Raw genomic sequence first — 17,446 nt, forward strand, 5'->3', positions numbered from 1 at the left:
TTTTTAAACTTATACATTATATAATATATATGGAAAGAACATGGCGCTGGTTTGGCAAGAAGGATAAGATTACACTTGCACAGTTGAAGCAGATTGGTGTAGAGGGCATCGTTACCGCATTGCACGATGTTCCTCTGGGCGAGGTTTGGACACGCGAGAAGATTCATGAGCTCAAGGAGTACATCGAGTCTTACGGTATGAAATGGAGCGTGGTTGAGTCTTTGCCAGTGGTTGAAACCTTGAAGTATGGCGGCCCCGACCGTGACCATCAGATTGAGGTCTATAAGCAGAGTCTCCGCAACCTGGGCGAGGAAGGCATCAAGTGCATCTGTTACAACTTCATGCCGGTTTTGGACTGGGCTCGTACCGATTTGGCACACGAGAATCCTAACGGAGCCAACAACCTCTATATGAACTGGGGCGAGTTTGCCTACTTCGATATCTACATCCTCCAGCGTGAAGGTGCCCGTGAGGATTGGGCTGAGTTCTCTAAGGAGCACAAGTGGGGCAGAGACCTGGTGGCTGAGGCTGATGAAATCAAGAAGACTTCTACACCAGAGCAGGATCATGCCTTGGTAGAGAATATCATCATCAAGACCCAGGGTTTCGTATCGGGTAACTTCAGCGAGGGCGACTCGGCTCCTGTACAGAAGTTCCGCGACCTGTTGAAACTTTATGATGGCATCGACAAGAAGAAGTTGCAGGAGAACATGAAGTATTGGCTGGAGGCCATCATGCCTATCTGCGATGAATACGATATCAACATGTGTGTTCACCCGGATGATCCTCCTTATCCAGTATTCGGCTTGCCAAGAATCATCGGTCGTGCCGAGGATATCCAGTGGATGTTGGATGCTGTGCCAAACAAGCACAACGGTTTGACTTTCTGTGCAGGTTCATTCTCTGCCGGCGAGCACAACGACTGTGTGGCTATGGCGAAGCAGTTTGCCGACCGCACCCACTTCGTTCACCTTCGTTCCTGCTACATCTTCCCTAACGGCAACTTCACGGAGGCTTCTCACCTGGGTGGTCGTGGCCACCTGATAGATCTTTGCCGCATCTTCGAGAAGGCAGAGCAGGAAGGCAAGTGCAATTCGGGTCGCAGACTGCCTATGCGAGTAGATCACGGTATGACCTTCACCGATGAGCCAGGCGGCGTATTTGATGAGAGCAACCACGGCCACAATGCCGGTTACACCCTCCTGGGCCGCATGTTTGCCATGGGTCAGATTCAGGGCGTGATTGCTACCGTGGATGATGAGCTGGGCATAGAGTACAAGCAGCCGGGATTCTATGATTAGTTGATAGTTTATAGTTTGTAGTTTATAGGCTTAGTTTATAGGCTATTAAGTGATTTGAAATTCAGGTTAGATAAAATACGAAAAAGGAGGGTGTGTCATTATTCATCGGATTACGCGGAATAAACGGAACCTTAACCGCCTTCCTCGGATTACTCACGGATTTTAAACGGAAACTCGACCTGGCGGTCGTGGCGATACCCCCTAAAGCAGGAATGCGAATGCGCTAGCCCAATGGCCGTAAGGCCAAATCCGTTTAAATTCCGTGCGTAATCCGATGAAGAAAAACGATGAAGAAACAAAATAGAGGGTGTGTCTTGGACTTTTGACACACCCTCTTTTTTTTATGCTGATTTTATGGTTATTGGCTAAATGTACCACTTATTTTTGCCAATAATGCTTAAAAATATGTATTATTGGCTAAAAGTTATATAAGATTTAGCCAATAAAGAAGGCTCAGGGGAGATTGTCCGTGGATAAACAATCTCCCCTGAGCCCTAATCATTGCTTTATTCCTTTGTTTTGAGCTCCACTTCCTCCACATATTTCACTAATGAATCCTTGCCGTTGAGCAGGTAGTAATCCACTCTAACCACGTGGTTGATATCGGCATTACCCTTCACCTTCACGTGGCGGGTCTTGCCGAATATCATTGTGTCGCGACGGGAAGGGTAGGAGATCAGCTGGATGATGTCCTTGGTAGAACCGCTTCCTATGTAGTAGATGCCCACGCTATCCTTGATGGCTTTCATTGCAGCCATCTTCGCCGTCTTCTTGGCATGGATGGCAGCGGTATCTTCCGGATAGAACTCGCTGGCAGCTACCGTGTCGCCGTCGTGCTGATCGGGTGCAAACTTGCAGCTTGTGCCCATCGTCGTGATAAAGGAAGTTGCAGCCAAGGCTGCCACAAAGTATAATATCTTCTTCATTTTATCTCTTTTCTTTGTTATTTCTTATCTTTCTTTTTAAAAACCGTTTTTGCTTCTGTCTTTATTCGCCAGATGCGTTATCGGCTGCAAAAGTACAAAAAATAACTCGAAAAGCCATACCTTTAAATGCAATGATTGATGAATTTTACTGCTTTTTGATGAATTTTACGCATTCCAATTTATTGATTAGTATTACCTTTGCAGAAGAAAATGCAAATAACCTTTAAATGATGGATATAAATGAGATATAAAAAGATATTATTCGCAGGTCTGGCTGCATGGATGAGCCTATCATCATTTGCCTTCGACCTCAAGACTGAAAGCCAGGTGGTTATAAAAGGAGATACCATGCAGATGGCACCTGTGGCTAAGACTGCACTGAAAATGTTGCAGGGCGACATCAAGAAGGTGCTGGGAAGTGAGATGAAACTGCAGATGGCTTCTCTCGGCAAGACTTCTGATAAGAATGAATCTTCTGAGGGAAGTTCTGATAAGAACATCATCATTCTTTCTAAGGATGCTGCAGCCTTCGCTTACAAGAAGGAGGCGTTTCAGATAAAAGCAGAGAATGGCAACCTATATATAAAAGGTAGCGACGACCACGGACTCGCCTACGGCATCCTGGAAGTTTCCAGATTGCTGGGCGTATCGCCTTGGGAATGGTGGGCGGATGCCAAGCCGAAGCATCTCGACGGTTTCAATCTGAAGGATGGCTATCGCAACGAGCAGGCGCCATCGGTGGAGTTCCGCGGCATCTTCATCAACGATGAGGATTGGGGCTTGATGCCATGGTCGGGCAAGACCTACGAGCCATCGGATATCAAGGGGCATATCGGCCCGAAGACCAATGCCCGCATCTTCGAGCTGCTGCTCCGTCTTCGTGCCAACACCTATTGGCCAGCGATGCACGAATGCACCAAGCCTTTCTTCCTGACTCAGGGCAACAGAGAGGTGGCTCAGCAGTATGGCATCTACATAGGCGGTTCCCATTGCGAGCCGATGGCTTCGAGCACGGCTGGCGAATGGCCGGCAAGAGGCAAGGGACAGTATGACTTTGTGCATAACAGGGGAAACGTGCTCCAGTTCTGGGAAGACAGAGTGAAGGAGGTGGCTGGTCAGCCTATCCTCTACACCATAGGTATGCGAGGCGTACACGACGGAGCGATGCAGGGAGCCAAGACCGTGAAGGAGCAAAAAACAGTATTAGATAGCGTCTTGAAGGCGCAGAGAGGGTTATTGGGAAAATATGTGGAGAAGGATGTGACGCAGGTGCCTCAGCTGTTCGTGCCTTACAAGGAGGTGCTCGACGTGTATCATGCAGGCTTGCAGGTGCCGGAGGACGTGTGCCTGGTATGGTGTGACGACAATTACGGAATGGTGCGCCACTTTCCTACAGCCGCAGAGGGTGCCCGCAAGGGTGGCAACGGCATCTACTACCACGTGAGTTACTGGGGCCGTCCGCACGATTACCTCTGGCTCGGCACCTTCTCGCCATCGGTGATGTATCAGCAGATGTCGATGGCTTGGCACAAGGGCATCCAGAAGTTTTGGATTCTGAACGTGGGCGACATCAAGCCTGCCGAGTATCAGATAGAACTCTTCCTGGATATGGCGTGGAACATGAACAGCATCTATCCGGGCGACAGTGCCGACAAGGATCTGCTGCCTAATAATGATTGGCTGGCTCAGCACGAGATGAACTTCTGGACCCGCGAGTTCGGCAAGCAGTTGGCAGAGAAGATGCTGCCTGTGATGCAGGAGAGCTATCGTCTGGCATACATCCGCAAGCCGGAGTTCCTGGGCAACACGAGATGTGAGGAAAGAGACAAGAAATACAGCATTATCAGCGACCTACCTTGGAGCGAGCAGTATATCAACGCCCGCCTGGCAGATTACAAGGAGCTGGCAGATGAATCTGAGAGAATTGAAAAGATGCTCAACAAGGCGATAGCCAAAGGCAATCTGCCTAAGGAGCGAAAGGATGAGTTCTATCAACTATTCAAATATCCCGTGCAGGCAGCTGCCCAGATGAACAATAAGTTGCTCTATGGGCAGCTGGCCCGCCACGGAAAGGAAACATCCAAGGACTGGGGCGCAGGATATTGGGCCAAGAGCGATGCGGCATACGACAGCATCGTGAGCCTGACCAAGATTTACAACCAGGGGTATTACAACCACGGCAAGTGGAACGGAATCATGGATTTTGAGCCTCGCAAGCAGCCGGTGTTCCGCCGCGTGCCGCATACGGAGGCTACCCAGCCGATGGTGAAAATGCCTGAATATATTGCGAAATGGAACGCCACAGATGCCACCGTGGGCAATCCTGCCGCATGGTATGGATTGGGCTACGAAGGCAAGGCGGCTGGCATAGTCAGAAATCAGGAAATAGGTTTTGCTTTCGAAGGTAGGAAGGTGAAGGGTGATTCGGTTACCATCGAAGTTCGTTGGGTTCCGACTCATCCTGTGGATAACAAGTTACGGTTCGCTCTCTCGCTGGATGGTGGAAATCCTGTCGTCAAGGAGTATCAGACTAAGGGAAGAAGCGAGCTGTGGAAGGTGAACACCCTGCAATGCCAGGCTCGTGTGTGCATCCAGCTGCCCATCACCAAGCGGAAGAAACATCTCCTCAGCATCAAGGCTCTGGATGATGGTATGGTCTTAGACCAAGTATATCTGTATTGAAATTAGGTTAGATTTTAGGTTATAAATACAAAAAAACTCCCATGGCTCGCTGCTGAAGCTTGTCATGGGAGTTCTTTTTTCTTACATTTCAACCACCACTTCGTGCTTGCCTTCCAGGCAAGGAACGATGGTGCCTGCGATGGCTTTGCCATCCACTGTAATCTGCTTCACGCCTTTCTCCCTTCCTTCTGGGTTCTTTACCACGATGTGGTATTCGCCACCACGGAACTTGCGGGTTACCTCGTACTCATGGGCGGTGCTTGGCAGACATGGGTCGATGTTCAATCCCTCGTAATCTGGTTTGATGCCGAGGATGAACTCCGACACGGTGTACCACATCCAGGCGGCAGTGCCTGTTAACCATGAGTTCTTGCCTTCGCCTGGCTTGGCAGCATCCTTGCCGGCTACCATCTGGCAGTTTACGTATGGCTCCACCTTGTGCAGGGTCTGATACTTCTCCTCTACATAGCTTGGCAGAATCTTGGTATAATGATTCCAGGCATCATTGCCACGTCCGGCAACGGTTTCGCCGATGATGACCCAAGGATTGTTGTGGCAGAAGATGCCGGCATTCTCCTTGTAACCTTCCGGATAGGATGAAATCTCGCCCATCTCTACATGATAGGTGGTGTAGGCTGGGTTGTTCAGCACCATTCCGTGTTCGCATTCCAGGCGCTCCTTGGCACTGTCCAATGCCTTGGCGCAGAGACCTTCTTCCAGTCCGATGCCAGCCATGGTACACCAGCCCTGACTCTCGATGAAGATCTTGCCTTCCTCGTTCTCATCACTACCAATCTTGTTGCCGAAGAAATCGTAAGCGCGGAGGAACCATTCACCGTCCCATCCATGCTGCTTCACAGCCTCGTTCATCTCATCTACAGCCTGCTGCATGCGCTCGGCTTCTACGAGATAATCTTCCTCGGCAAGTCCGGCGATAGTGCCTTCATGGCTGTTCGCGGCTTCCTTGGCAAGCTGCTTGCACAGAGCCACGTAGTCCTTTCCGGTAACAACGAACAGACCGGCTATCATCAGGCTCTCTGCCTTGCTGCCTTCGCCCTTGTTCTCGGTGGTCTGGAAACTCTCGTTAGGATCCCAGGAGAAGCAGTTCAGGTTCAGACAGTCGTTCCAGTCGGCTCTGCCGATGAGTGGAAGCTTATGCGGACCCAGGTTGTTGATAACATGGTTCATCGAAATCTTCAGATGTTCAAAGAGACTCACCTCGCTGCCTGGCTGGTTGTCGAAAGGCACCTGCTCTGAGAGGATGGAGAAGTCGCCCGTTTCCTTGATATAGGCCACGGTGCCGAAAATGAGCCAGCATGGGTCGTCGTTGAAACCGCCACCTATGTCGTTGTTGCCACGCTTGGTGAGTGGCTGATACTGGTGATAGCAACCACCGTCTGGGAACTGGGTGCTGGCGATGTCGATGATGCGCTGGCGGGCACGGGTAGGAATCTGATGCACGAAGCCTACGAGGTCCTGGTTGGAATCGCGGAAGCCCATGCCTCTGCCGATGCCGCTCTCGAAGAAACTTGCCGAACGCGACATGCAGAAGGTAATCATGCACTGATACTGGTTCCAGATGTTCACCATGCGGTCTAACTTGTCGTTGCCGCTCTTCACGGTGAAGATGTTCAGCAGGTTATCCCAGTACTGGTTGAGTTCAGCAAAGGCTGCATCCACCTTTTCGGTGGTATCAAGCTTGGCGATAAGCTGATGAGCCTTCTCCTTGTTGATTACCTTCTTGGCGCTAAACTTCTTGTCCTGCTCGTTCTCCACATAGCCCAGCAGGAAGATGAGGTCGCGGCTCTCGCCTGGCTGCAGGGTAACCTCGATATAATGAGATGCGATAGGGCTCCATCCGTGGGCAAAACTGTTGCGTGGCTTGCCTTCCATCACGGCTTCCGGCTCAGCAAACTCGTTGTAGAGTCCGATGAAGCTCTCGCGGTCGGTATCGTAGCCCTGAATCTCGGTATTCACTGTGTAGAAAGCATAGTGGTTGCGGCGCTCACGATATTCGGTCTTGTGATAGATGGTAGAACCCTCTATCTCTACTTCGCCCGTTGAGAAGTTGCGCTGGAAGTTCTCCATATCGGTGGCTGCATTCCAGAGGCACCATTCGGCAAAGGAGAATACCTTGAGGGTCTTCACCTCCTGCGACTGGTTCTTCAGCGTCATCTTCTGCACCTCTGCCCAGGTGTGCAGTGGCACGAAGAAGAGCACACTTGCCTCCACGCCGTTCTTGCTGCCCGTGATGCGGGTATAGTTCATGCCGTGGCGGCACTCGTAGCTGTCGAGCGGTGTCTTGCAAGGTTTCCACCCTGGGTTCCATACGGTATCGCCATCCTTGATGTAGAAATAGCGACCGCCGTTATCCATCGGCACACCGTTGTAGCGGTAACGGGTGATGCGACGGAACTTGGCATCCTTGTAGAAGGAATAACCACCTGCTGTGTTTGAGATGAGCGAGAAGAAATCCTCGTTACCCAAATAGTTGATCCAAGGCCATGGAGTCTTTGGATCTGTAATCACGTACTCGCGATTGGCGTCATCAAAATGACCGTACTTTTTCTCTACCATTGTTTTTTTAATGTTTATTTTTAGGTAATTTATATTATTTTGGTGCAAAGATAGCAAAAAGTTTCAGCTTAAAGGTTAGAAAACAGATATTTTTTTGTATTTTTGCACTAGAAAGTTTGATGTTTAACAGGTTATAATTAACATAATATACAGTTGGCTTATGAAAAGATACATTCTAACACTCATCATTGCCGTTTTTGCCTTGATGCAAGCAGCGGCACAGACATACGACAACTTGTGGAAGCAAGCTGACATCATCGCTCGGAAGGATAAGCCTAGGAGCGAGATTGGGGTGATGAAGAAAATCATCTCCAAGGCTTCTGCGGCTAAAGACTACGGCCAGCTGCTGGCTGCTGAGATGAGGCAGATGACGCTCTGGAAAGAGATTTCTGCAGACTCACTGACGCCGAATGTGAAGCGGATGGAGGCTGAAGCTTTGAAGACAAATGACCCGATGCTGAAAGCGGTGAGATATGCTGTGCTCGGCAAGGTATATCATGATAATCCGTATGGAATAGAAGTGGATGAGGCTTCTTTGGAACAAAGGGAGGATGCTTCTTATTATCAAACTCAGCGAAAGGTAAACCTGAAGAAGAGCCGGGAGTTCTTCAAGAAAGCGATGGCGCACCCAGAGCTTCTTGCCAAGCATGCTTCTTCTGAGTATGTGCCGCTGACTCTAAAAGGGGTGGACGGAAGTTCCTTCAAGAATGATCTGCTGCATCTCATCGGTTTCGAGGCAGACAGCAAGGAGGCGTATCTGCAGCTGTACACCTATTATAATAAGGTGGGAAATAGGGGTGCGGCTTGTCTCTGTGCCTACAAGCTCATCGAGAAATACCGCCAGGACGACGTGAGAGAGGTGAAGAAGTCGAAGTATCTGAATACCATCGACTCGCTCATCCACGTATATCAGGATATTCCGGAGGCAGGCGAACTTGCCGTGGAGCATTTCCGCTTCATGGAAGGTGCTACCGATGCCAAACCGCAGGATAAGCTCAACTATATCAACTATGCTTTGAGCCACTGGGGTGGATGGTCGAGAATGAATGTGCTGAGAAATGCACAGAAGCGACTCACTGAACCGATGTTCCGGGTGAAGGATATGCCGCAGGTATTGCGACCTGGAGAGAAGGCGTGGGTGCATCTGAACGTGCGCAATCTCCAGAACCTGAAAATCAGTATCTCCCGCCTCAATATTACGGCAGATAACGATTATAATGCGCAGGATGAGGCTATCTATAAGATGCTCCTGAAGAAGACTACGAAGCTGCATCAGAAGGATTTCAGCCGCAACTACTATGGTCGTCCGGATTACGAAGAGGTGAAGGATTCCATCGAAATCGGTGGCAATCTGCCGCTGGGTGCCTATCTGATGGAGGTAACTTCGGATAATACCGGCATCGCTCCGCAGCGACAGCTCTTCTATGTGAGCAATCTGGCGGTGATGATCCAGCAGTTGCCGGATGATAAGCATCGCTATGTAGTGGTGAATGCTACCGATGGCCAGCCTATCGCCGGGGCGAAGATCATGCTCTATGACAGGGATTATGATGTGAAGACGGGCAAGTGGAAGAGACTGGTTCATGCCCGCTTGACTACCGATGAGAACGGCGAGGCTTACTTCAAGAATGTGGATGGAAACGTCTTGATTTCCACCAGCAATGACAAGTTTACGCCTGCCAGATACATCTATCTCAGCCGTACCCGCTATTATGAGAAGAAGGATAATGAGACTAAATATCAGGTTTATACCGATCGTGCCATCTATCGCCCGGGGCAGAAGGTACATGCCTCAGCCATTTCCTATACTGTCAAGAAGGGGTTGGATGCCAGCGTGCCAGGAAAGAGTATGGAACTGAAGTTTGTCCTGAGTGATGCCAACTGGAAGCAGGTGGCAGAACAGAAGGTTACGACCGATGAATATGGTACGGCTTCGGTAGATTTCGAACTCCCGAAGGAGGGAAAGGCAGGACAGTATTCCATCTCCGTGAATGGTACAGCAAGCGAATATTTCAGAGTTGAGGAATACAAGCGTCCAACCTTCGAGATTACCTTCCCGAAGGTGAATGAGAAATATAACTGGGGCGACACCGTGGTGGTGAAAGCTTCAGCAAAGACCTATGCTGGTGTGCCTGTGCAGGGTGCCAAGGTGGAGTATCAGGTGACCCGCAGAAATCAGCTCTGGTGGTGGGGCGCAGGCTCTGCCGGACAGTTGGTGAAGACAGACAGTTGCGTGACTCGTGAGGACGGAACCTTTGATGTGGAGATTCCGCTGGAGGCTTCCTTGCCAGGAAAGAACGAGGCTGATATGAGCGACTTCATGCGCCAAGCCCGTTTCTTCAACTTCGAGGTCTCAGCCATTGTCACCGACATCAGCGGCGAAAGCCACGAGGGTGTGATGAGTCTGCCTCTGGGCACCAAGCCAACCATCCTCACAGTGGATCTTCCTAAGCGTATCGAGGCCGACAGTCTGAAGATGGTGACCTTCGCTTACCGCAATGCCAGTGGAATGCCGATTTCGAGCAGGTTGAAATATCGCATTGATGAAGGCGAATGGAAGGACGCCGAGGCGAATATCCCGGTTTCTATCAAGGAATATGCTTCTTCTGCATCATCTGCCTCTTCTTCCCTCGTTTGGAAATCTGGCGTTCATCAGTTGGAGGCAATCTGCGGACAGGATACCCTGCAGCAGAAGTTCACCCTTTTCAGCATGAAGGATACCCATCCGGTGGAGCCAACTACCGAATGGTATTATCAGACGGCGAAGACCTTCCCTCGTGATGGCAAGCCGGTCTATATCCAGGTGGGTTCTTCGGAGAACGGAGCGCACATCGTATATTCCATCATCGCCGGCAACAAACTGCTGGAGAAAGGTGCCTGGGAGTTGGGCGACAGTATCGTGACCCTGCCTTTCACCTACAAGGAGGAATATGCGTCGGGCATTGTACTGAACTATAGTTTCGTGAAGCAAGGCAAGTGCTATACCCGGATGATGAGCATCGCCCGTCCTTTGCCTGAGAAGAAACTGAATATCGCCTGGAAGACCTTCCGCAACCGTCTGACCCCTGGACAGAAGGAGGTGTGGACGCTGAAGATTACCACCCCTGACGGCAAGCCAGCCAAGGCGCAGCTGATGAGCGTACTCTATGACAAGTCGCTCGACCAGATAGCTCCGCATTCCTGGAATTTCTCCCTGGGCTTCTATCAGAGTTTGCCAAACTGCTACTGGAAGCACAACCTCACTTTCCGTTCATTTTACTTGAATGGCGTTTATCCTACCAAGTATTATGATGAGAAGCAATTGGATGTGGATAAGTTTGATGGCAAATACTTTAGTTATTATGCTTATATGCAAGCGGTGGAGCTAAGCAAGTTGGAACGTTCTTCTGGTGGAACCGTTGAGTCTGTTCGTATAGGGAAACACGATCTGGTTCGAGAAGAAGCGAAAGTCATGAGGATTCGCGGTTCTAAGATGGTTCGTGTTGCAGCGGCTGCTCCATCTGCCAACAAGGTTTTTGATGTAGTAGAGGAGATGCCGCAGTTTGCCGGCGGTTCAGGTTCAGATGCAGGACAATTCCTCGACAAGGTACAGGTGCGTGAGAATATGAACGAGACCGCCTTCTTCTATCCTGCCTTGGAGAGCGACAACAATGGCAACGTAGCCATCAGATTTACCCTGCCAGAGAGCGTAACTACCTGGAAGTTCATGGGCTTGGCTCATGACAAGGAGATGCGCAACGGTTTGCTGGTGGATGAGGCTGTGGCTCAGAAAACCGTGATGGTGCAGCCTAACATGCCTCGCTTCCTGCGTGAGGGCGACAAGGCTACCATCGTGGCTAAGCTCTCCAATACTTCTGGCAAGAAGGTGAGCGGAAACGCCCGCATGCAGATTCTCGATCCGGAGACCAACAAGGTGGTTTGGCAGAAGACGCAGGGCTATCACATTGATGCCGAGGGTTCAGCCATTGTCTCCTTTGATGTATCGGGATTGGAAGAAGGTGTATATATAAATAAGGTGGTGGCTGCCGGCAATGGCTACAGCGATGGCGAACAGCATTACCTGCCTGTGTTGAGCAACCGGGAACTCGTTGTGAATACCCTGCCTATCACCCTGCATCAGAAGGGCGAGCAGAGCTTCGACCTGAGCAAGCTCTTTGCAGGAAAGGATGGCAAAAAGGCAAAGAATGCAGATGATGCCAAGGTAACCATCGAATATACCAACAACCCGAGTTGGCTGATGATCAAGGCGCTGCCTGCCATCAGCAATCCGGATGAGGAGGATGCCATCTCGCTGATGTCTGCCATCTACGCCAATACCATCACCACCCATATCCAGAAGTATCTCTCGCTGGAAAATCAGTCAGAGAAGAATCTCTCTCAGGAGACTATCCGATTGCAGAATCAGGTGGAGAAGCTGAAGAAGTTGCAGAACCCTAACGGTTCCTTCTCCTGGTGGAATGGGATGAAGGGCAGCAGATATATGACAACGTCGGTAGCCGAAATGATGGTTCGTCTGAATGCCGTTGCCGGTGTTCAGAAATCCACCGCCAAGATGCTGACTTCCGCCATTGATTATCTCTCCTGGCAGACAGCACAGGAAGTAAGAGAAATGAAGAAGCAGGAGGAGAAAAAGCACAAGGTGAGTCCTAGCGAGCAGGCGCTGCATTATCTCTACATCCTCTCGATGGATGGCAGAAAGATGAAGCAGAATCTGGAAGCTGACAAGGCTTATCTGCTGGAAAAGATGTCGAAGATGACCGGTGATTTCACCATCTATGGCAAGGCTCGTGCTGCTGTGGTGCTAGCCAGAAACAGCCAGCAGAATGCTGCCTATCGCGAAAAGGCAGGCGAATATCTGCAGAGCGTGAACGAATATGCCGTTTACCGGGAGGAGATGGGCCGCTACTACGATACCCGCAAGGCACTCTACAGCTGGAGAAACTATAAGATTCCTACCCAGGTATCCGTGATAGAAGCGATGCAGATGCTGAAGCCAAACGACAAGCAGACCATTGAGGAACTGCAGCGCTGGCTCCTGATGTCGAAGCGCACTCAGGTTTGGGATACGCCGGTGAACACCGTGGATGCCGTCTATGCCTTTATGAAGGGCAATGAAAGCAACTGGGACAAGAAGGCTGAGAATGCCGTGCTGAAACTGGATGGCAAGCTGCTTCCGATGCCGCAGGATTCCACTACGTTGGGGTATGTCAAGACCGAGAAGGCGGGAAAGGCATCTATGCTGAGCATCCGGAAGAAGAGCGATTATACCAGTTGGGGTGCCGTGTATGCGGAGTTTAAGCAGCCGCTTAGCGAAATAGCCTCTGCCGAATCGGGCATCAAGGTGCGCCGTGTCATCGTTCCTGCTGAATCGCAGGGCAGGGGCACGGCACAGGCGAAGGTGGGAGAGAAGGTGAAGGTAACACTCATCATCACCGCCGACCGTGACTACGACTTCGTACAAATCATGGATAAGCGTGCCGCCTGCCTGGAACCAGTCAACCAGCTGAGCGGATATCAGTGGAATTTGGGATGCTATGTTTCTCCAAGAGACAACACAACAAATTTCTATTTCGATCGTTTATCTAAAGGTAAGCACATCGTAGAAATGGAATACTACGTGGATAGAAAGGGCGACTATCAGGGCGGAACTTGCACCGCAAGGTGTGCCTACAGTCCGGAATTCGGCGGTCGCACGGAGGGTTATGAGTTGAAAGTTAACAATTAAAAGTTAATAGTTATTAGATTGATAATTAAGAATAGAATAGTATGAAACGGATGAATATATTGATGTTCTCAGCGCTGTTGGCGCTGCCGGCATCGGCACAGAAGATAGCAACCCAGCACGAGGTGGTAGACTGCGGACAGGTGGTTTTTCGCCATCCCGTAACGGCTGAGTTCATGATGAAGAACGAGGGCAACAGACCTCTGGTTATCCACAACATGCTGAAAAGTTGTGGCTGCACCGAGGTGCAATACCCTAAGAAGAGCATTGCCGCAGGCGAGAGCTTCGTGGTAAAGGCGGTGTATGATGCCAAGCAGATGGGTACCTTCAACAAGCAGGTATGCCTCTACACCAATGCCGCCGACGAACCTTTCATCCTTACGATGCGAGGCAAAGTGGTGAGCAATGTGGTGGATTTCGCTGGCCCGTATGACGAGATGCTGGGCGAAATCAAGTCGGATGCCCAGGAGGTGGAGTTTGATGACGTGAACCGTGGCGACCGCCCTGTTCAGCGCATCCATATCTTCAACCCTACCGAGCAGATGATGGAGCCGGTGGTAATGCATCTGCCTAGCTACCTGCAGGCACAGGTTTCTCCATCCAAGGTGGCACCGCATCGTGCTGCCGAGGTCATCCTGATGCTGGATTCCAAAAAACTGCGTGACTTCGGTTTGAACCAGACTTCCATCTATCTGGGTGAGCGCCCTGGCGACAAGATTGCCCCAGAGAAGGAAATCGTGGTTTCTTCCGTTCTCCTGCCTGCTTTCGAAAACATGACGGCAGAGAAGAAGGAGATGGCTCCAAAGGCTGAACTTTCAACCACCGACCTCGACCTGGGCAGCTTCGGCAGCAAGAAGAAACTGAAGGGCGAGGTGCTGATTACCAACAACGGTAAGTCGACGCTCGAAATCAGAAGCATGCAGATGTTTACCATGGGCTTGCAGGTGAATTTGAAGAAGAGCAAGATTGAACCGGGAGAATCCGTGAAGATGAAGGTGACCGTGGTGAAGGCAGACTTGAAGAAGTCGCGTGCCAAGAAGAATCCACGTATCCTGATGATTACGAATGATCCGGACAATGCCAAGATTGTAGTAAAGATTCATGTACATTAAACTTTAAAAAGCCGTGCAGATAGAAATAGATAACGGCAGTGGTTTTTGCTTTGGCGTGACCACTGCCATCAAGAAAGCTGAGGAAGAGTTGGAGAAGGGCAGTAAGCTTTACTGTCTGGGTGACATCGTGCACAATGGTATGGAGGTGGAGCGCCTGCATGAGGCTGGTCTTACCACCATCGACCATGATGAGATGAAGGAACTCCACGGGGTGAAGGTTTTGCTTCGTGCCCACGGAGAGCCACCCGAAACCTATGCCCTTGCCGAACGCAACAACATCGAGATTATCGATGCCACCTGCCCTGTGGTGCTCCAGCTTCAGCGTCGCATCAAGAAGCAGTATGTCAACAATCCCGAGGCGCAGATCATCATCTTCGGCAAGAAGGGACATGCCGAGGTGCTGGGCTTGGTGGGTCAGACCGAGGGACATGCCATCGTGGTAGAGAAGTTGGAGGATGTGGAGCATCTAGGGGAGATAGGCAAGCTGGATTTCAGTCGCGACATCGCCCTCTATTCCCAGACCACCAAGAGTCTCGACGAGTTCCATCGCATCATCGAATATTGCCAGGAACATATTGTGGAGGGTGCCAGCTTCAAGAGCTTCGACACCATCTGCCGACAGGTGGCCAACCGCATGCCGAATATCGCCAACTTTGCCAGCAAGCATGATGTCATCCTCTTTGTCAGCGGCAGGAAGAGTTCGAATGGTAAGGTGCTCTTCAAGGAATGCAAGAGCGTGAATGCCAACAGCTATCAGATAGAGAGTGCTGATGAAATCAACATGGATTGGTTCAAGGGTGTGAACACCGTGGGCATCTGTGGTGCTACCAGTACGCCAAAATGGTTGATGGAAGAATGCAAGGAGAAAATCATCAACGAAACATTATAATTATAATAACTGAACTTTCGCATATCAGGAAGTTAAAGGAGTTAAGGAAGTTAAGGAGTTAAGACGTATGTCTTTCAACTTAAAAACTATGCCAAAAAGACTATTGTCTTAACTCCTCAGCGACCGTAGGGAGCGATAACTCCTTTAACTTCTTTAACTCCTAAACTTGCGAAACTTGAATAATAAGATATAGACAGAAAAAGTATAAAATAAAAAATAGGTGATAAATCTTCTCCCGAGGACTTATCACCTTTAAAAAACAGTAATTAACTCAAAATTTATAATCTATATCATTACTACCTTGTCATTGTGTTTGCAAAAATAAAAAATAATTTGGGTATCCACAACACTCATTCTTTGAAATGGCATTTTTAAAGCACAAATATTTTATTTTAAGATATTTTTGCAAAAATATAACGCAGAAAGTGATTGTTCTGCGATAGCGATTGAATTCTCAATCTTTTATTCTGCGATAGCTTTCTGATATTGCTCCATGAGCCATGCCTTCTGCTCTGGAATCGTCATCTCGCTATTGTCCAGCGTGATGGCATCATCTGCCTTGCGGAGTGGGGAGGTTTCACGATGGGTATCGATGTAGTCTCTTTCCTCCACATTCTTCAGAATGGCGGCGAAGTCGGCTGGCATGCCCTTCTCCTTCAGTTCGTCGAAGCGGCGCTGTGCTCTCACCTGCGAACTTGCCGTAACGAAAATCTTCAGTTCGGCGTTAGGGAATACGGTGGTGCCGATGTCACGACCATCCATCACGATGCCCTTGTCTTCGCCCATCTTCTGTTGCTGAGCCACCAGCGCCTCTCTTACGAAAGGAACGGCTGCCACAGGACTTACGTGGTTGGAAACCTCCAACGAACGGATTTCCTTCTCCACCAGTTCGCCGTTGAGATAGCAGTCTGGGCGACCGGTAGTAGCGTTAAACTTGAACGAAATCTGGATGTTCGGCATCTCGGCTTCCAGTTCCTCCACCTTCACCTTGCCATCCTCCTCAAAGAGGTTGTGGCGCAGGGCGTAGAGGGTTACCGAACGATACATGGCACCTGTATCCACATACACATAACCTATCTCCTTGGCAAGATCCTTTGCCATGGTACTCTTTCCGCAGGAAGAGTAACCGTCTATTGCGATTGTAATCTTCTTCATTATTATTTATAGTTTATAATTTACAGTTTATAGTTTATAGCTTACGTTTATCAGCAGACTGCTGCTACTTACATGATATTTTCCGTAAGCCACGTTGATGTGGAAGCGCTCCAGGTTGATACCGCCACCAAACGAGAAGCCGGCTCCATGACTGCTTTCCTCGCCTTCGGTGCCGTTAGAAATCTGCATCTCGTCGGCTCTGCGGGCATTGTAGCCGCCGCCCAGCCAGAGGTTGTCGCCCAGCAGCAGTTCGGCACCTACCACAAGATGGTTCTTCAATCCCTTGTCCCAGTGGTTCAGGTTCACCAGTGTGCCCGATACTCTGAACGGCATGTTTTCGAATCCCTTGGTCACACCCACCTGCAGGTCTATCGGCATCTTTTCGTAATCCTCGTTGTAAGCCTTCAGCTGTCCACCCAGGTTCTTTGCCACGGCAGAAAGCGACAGCTCCTGGTCGGGATCGTAATAGTTCAGACCCAGGTCGAAGCCCACAGCGATGGAATTGTAGTCGCCGATGTATGATGTGATGAACTTTGCCGTGATACCACCCACGAAGTTCTTGCCCAGCATGTAGGAGAAATGTCCTGCCAGGGCAATATCCTTCGCCGAGAATTCACCCATCTGGATGTTGTTCTCATCAGTCTGCTTCATCTTTCCGTAATCCACATAGTTTGCCGAAACCGCCCACGACGCCTTCTCCTTCACGATGCGGTTGAAGGAAGCCGATGCCACGTTCACCCCCGACATGTAGTTCATGTAGTTGAGGTTGATGGTCTTGTCGCTTACCGAAGCCAACAGTGCCGGATTATGGAAAACGAGGGCCTCATCATCTTCTATCAAGGTGATGTTGTCGCCTCCCAAGGCTGCGGCATGAGCACTTACAGGCAGTCGGAGGAAGTTATATCCAGTTTGGCTCTCTTGAGCACCCATTTTTGTCGCAAAAAGCGTCAATATAATGGAAAAAACGATTTTTTTCATTTAAATACTTTAATTCTTTGGCAAAGATACTGCTTTTTTGAGAAATAAGACGTAAATTTGCATTGTTTTCGTAGAAAATAACGAAATGAAACGATAAATATTGC

Annotated in this window: 9 protein-coding genes; 5 read left to right on the top strand and 4 right to left on the bottom strand. The window is 49.8% G+C overall.

Features of this window, described 5'->3' with window-relative positions:
* Nucleotides 1–29: 29 nt before the first annotated feature.
* Complete coding sequence (gene uxuA / locus KUA49_RS00070; RefSeq protein ID WP_203041634.1) at nt 30–1,301, top strand: mannonate dehydratase; 1,272 nt, start codon at nt 30–32, stop codon at nt 1,299–1,301.
* A 506-nt stretch (nt 1,302–1,807) separates the two neighbouring features.
* Here uxuA and KUA49_RS00075 read toward each other — a convergent pair.
* Entirely contained in the window at nt 1,808–2,227 is a 420-nt protein-coding gene (locus tag KUA49_RS00075; RefSeq protein ID WP_203041632.1) for a hypothetical protein, read from the bottom strand.
* 240 nt (nt 2,228–2,467) lie between these two features.
* Here KUA49_RS00075 and KUA49_RS00080 point away from each other — a divergent pair, with 240 nt between their 5' ends.
* The gene (locus tag KUA49_RS00080) at nt 2,468–4,909 is read left to right on the top strand and encodes a glycosyl hydrolase 115 family protein (protein ID WP_218411728.1); all 2,442 of its coding nucleotides are present in this window, start codon (nt 2,468–2,470) and stop codon (nt 4,907–4,909) included.
* Between the two features lie 81 nt (nt 4,910–4,990).
* Here the strand turns inward: KUA49_RS00080 and KUA49_RS00085 are convergent, their stop codons facing one another.
* Nucleotides 4,991–7,486: a GH36-type glycosyl hydrolase domain-containing protein gene (locus tag KUA49_RS00085; RefSeq protein ID WP_218411729.1), complete on the bottom strand. Its 2,496-nt coding sequence runs from the start codon at nt 7,484–7,486 to the stop codon at nt 4,991–4,993.
* 160 nt (nt 7,487–7,646) lie between these two features.
* On the opposite strand from KUA49_RS00085, the gene KUA49_RS00090 reads away from it, so the two are divergent.
* Genes KUA49_RS00090 through KUA49_RS00100 form a run of 3 tightly spaced genes read left to right on the top strand, consistent with a single transcriptional unit; the run spans nt 7,647 to nt 15,209 of the window.
* A complete protein-coding gene (locus tag KUA49_RS00090; RefSeq protein WP_218411730.1) occupies nt 7,647–13,211 on the top strand; it encodes an alpha-2-macroglobulin family protein in 5,565 nt (1,854 codons plus the stop codon).
* Nucleotides 13,212–13,252: 41 nt separating this feature from the next.
* Entirely contained in the window at nt 13,253–14,320 is a 1,068-nt protein-coding gene (locus KUA49_RS00095; RefSeq protein ID WP_218411731.1) for a DUF1573 domain-containing protein, read from the top strand.
* Nucleotides 14,321–14,333: 13 nt separating this feature from the next.
* On the top strand, nt 14,334–15,209 hold the full coding sequence (locus tag KUA49_RS00100; RefSeq protein ID WP_203051061.1) for a 4-hydroxy-3-methylbut-2-enyl diphosphate reductase: 876 nt from the start codon (nt 14,334–14,336) through the stop codon (nt 15,207–15,209).
* A gap of 462 nt (nt 15,210–15,671) precedes the next feature.
* Here KUA49_RS00100 and cmk read toward each other — a convergent pair whose 3' ends face one another.
* Together cmk and porQ are read right to left on the bottom strand one after the other, a co-directional pair.
* Nucleotides 15,672–16,364 carry a (d)CMP kinase gene (gene cmk, locus KUA49_RS00105; protein ID WP_218411732.1) on the bottom strand — a complete coding sequence of 231 codons (693 nt, stop codon included), beginning with the start codon at nt 16,362–16,364 and terminating at the stop codon, nt 15,672–15,674.
* Between the two features lie 27 nt (nt 16,365–16,391).
* Entirely contained in the window at nt 16,392–17,342 is a 951-nt protein-coding gene (gene porQ, locus KUA49_RS00110; RefSeq protein WP_218411733.1) for a type IX secretion system protein PorQ, read from the bottom strand.
* Nucleotides 17,343–17,446: the final 104 nt, after the last annotated feature.

Origin of the sequence: Segatella copri, from assembly GCF_019249655.2 — a bacterium.
Taxonomy (GTDB): domain Bacteria; phylum Bacteroidota; class Bacteroidia; order Bacteroidales; family Bacteroidaceae; genus Prevotella.

What these genes read in the sequence shown, in the direction of transcription:
- uxuA (WP_203041634.1), top strand. Translation starts at nt 30, where the DNA reads ATGGAAAGAACATGGCGCTGGTTTGGCAAGAAGGATAAGATTACACTT.
- KUA49_RS00075 (WP_203041632.1), bottom strand. Translation starts at nt 2,227, where the DNA reads ATGAAGAAGATATTATACTTTGTGGCAGCCTTGGCTGCAACTTCCTTT.
- KUA49_RS00080 (WP_218411728.1), top strand. Translation starts at nt 2,468, where the DNA reads ATGAGATATAAAAAGATATTATTCGCAGGTCTGGCTGCATGGATGAGC.
- KUA49_RS00085 (WP_218411729.1), bottom strand. Translation starts at nt 7,486, where the DNA reads ATGGTAGAGAAAAAGTACGGTCATTTTGATGACGCCAATCGCGAGTAC.
- KUA49_RS00090 (WP_218411730.1), top strand. Translation starts at nt 7,647, where the DNA reads ATGAAAAGATACATTCTAACACTCATCATTGCCGTTTTTGCCTTGATG.
- KUA49_RS00095 (WP_218411731.1), top strand. Translation starts at nt 13,253, where the DNA reads ATGAAACGGATGAATATATTGATGTTCTCAGCGCTGTTGGCGCTGCCG.
- cmk (WP_218411732.1), bottom strand. Translation starts at nt 16,364, where the DNA reads ATGAAGAAGATTACAATCGCAATAGACGGTTACTCTTCCTGCGGAAAG.
- porQ (WP_218411733.1), bottom strand. Translation starts at nt 17,342, where the DNA reads ATGAAAAAAATCGTTTTTTCCATTATATTGACGCTTTTTGCGACAAAA.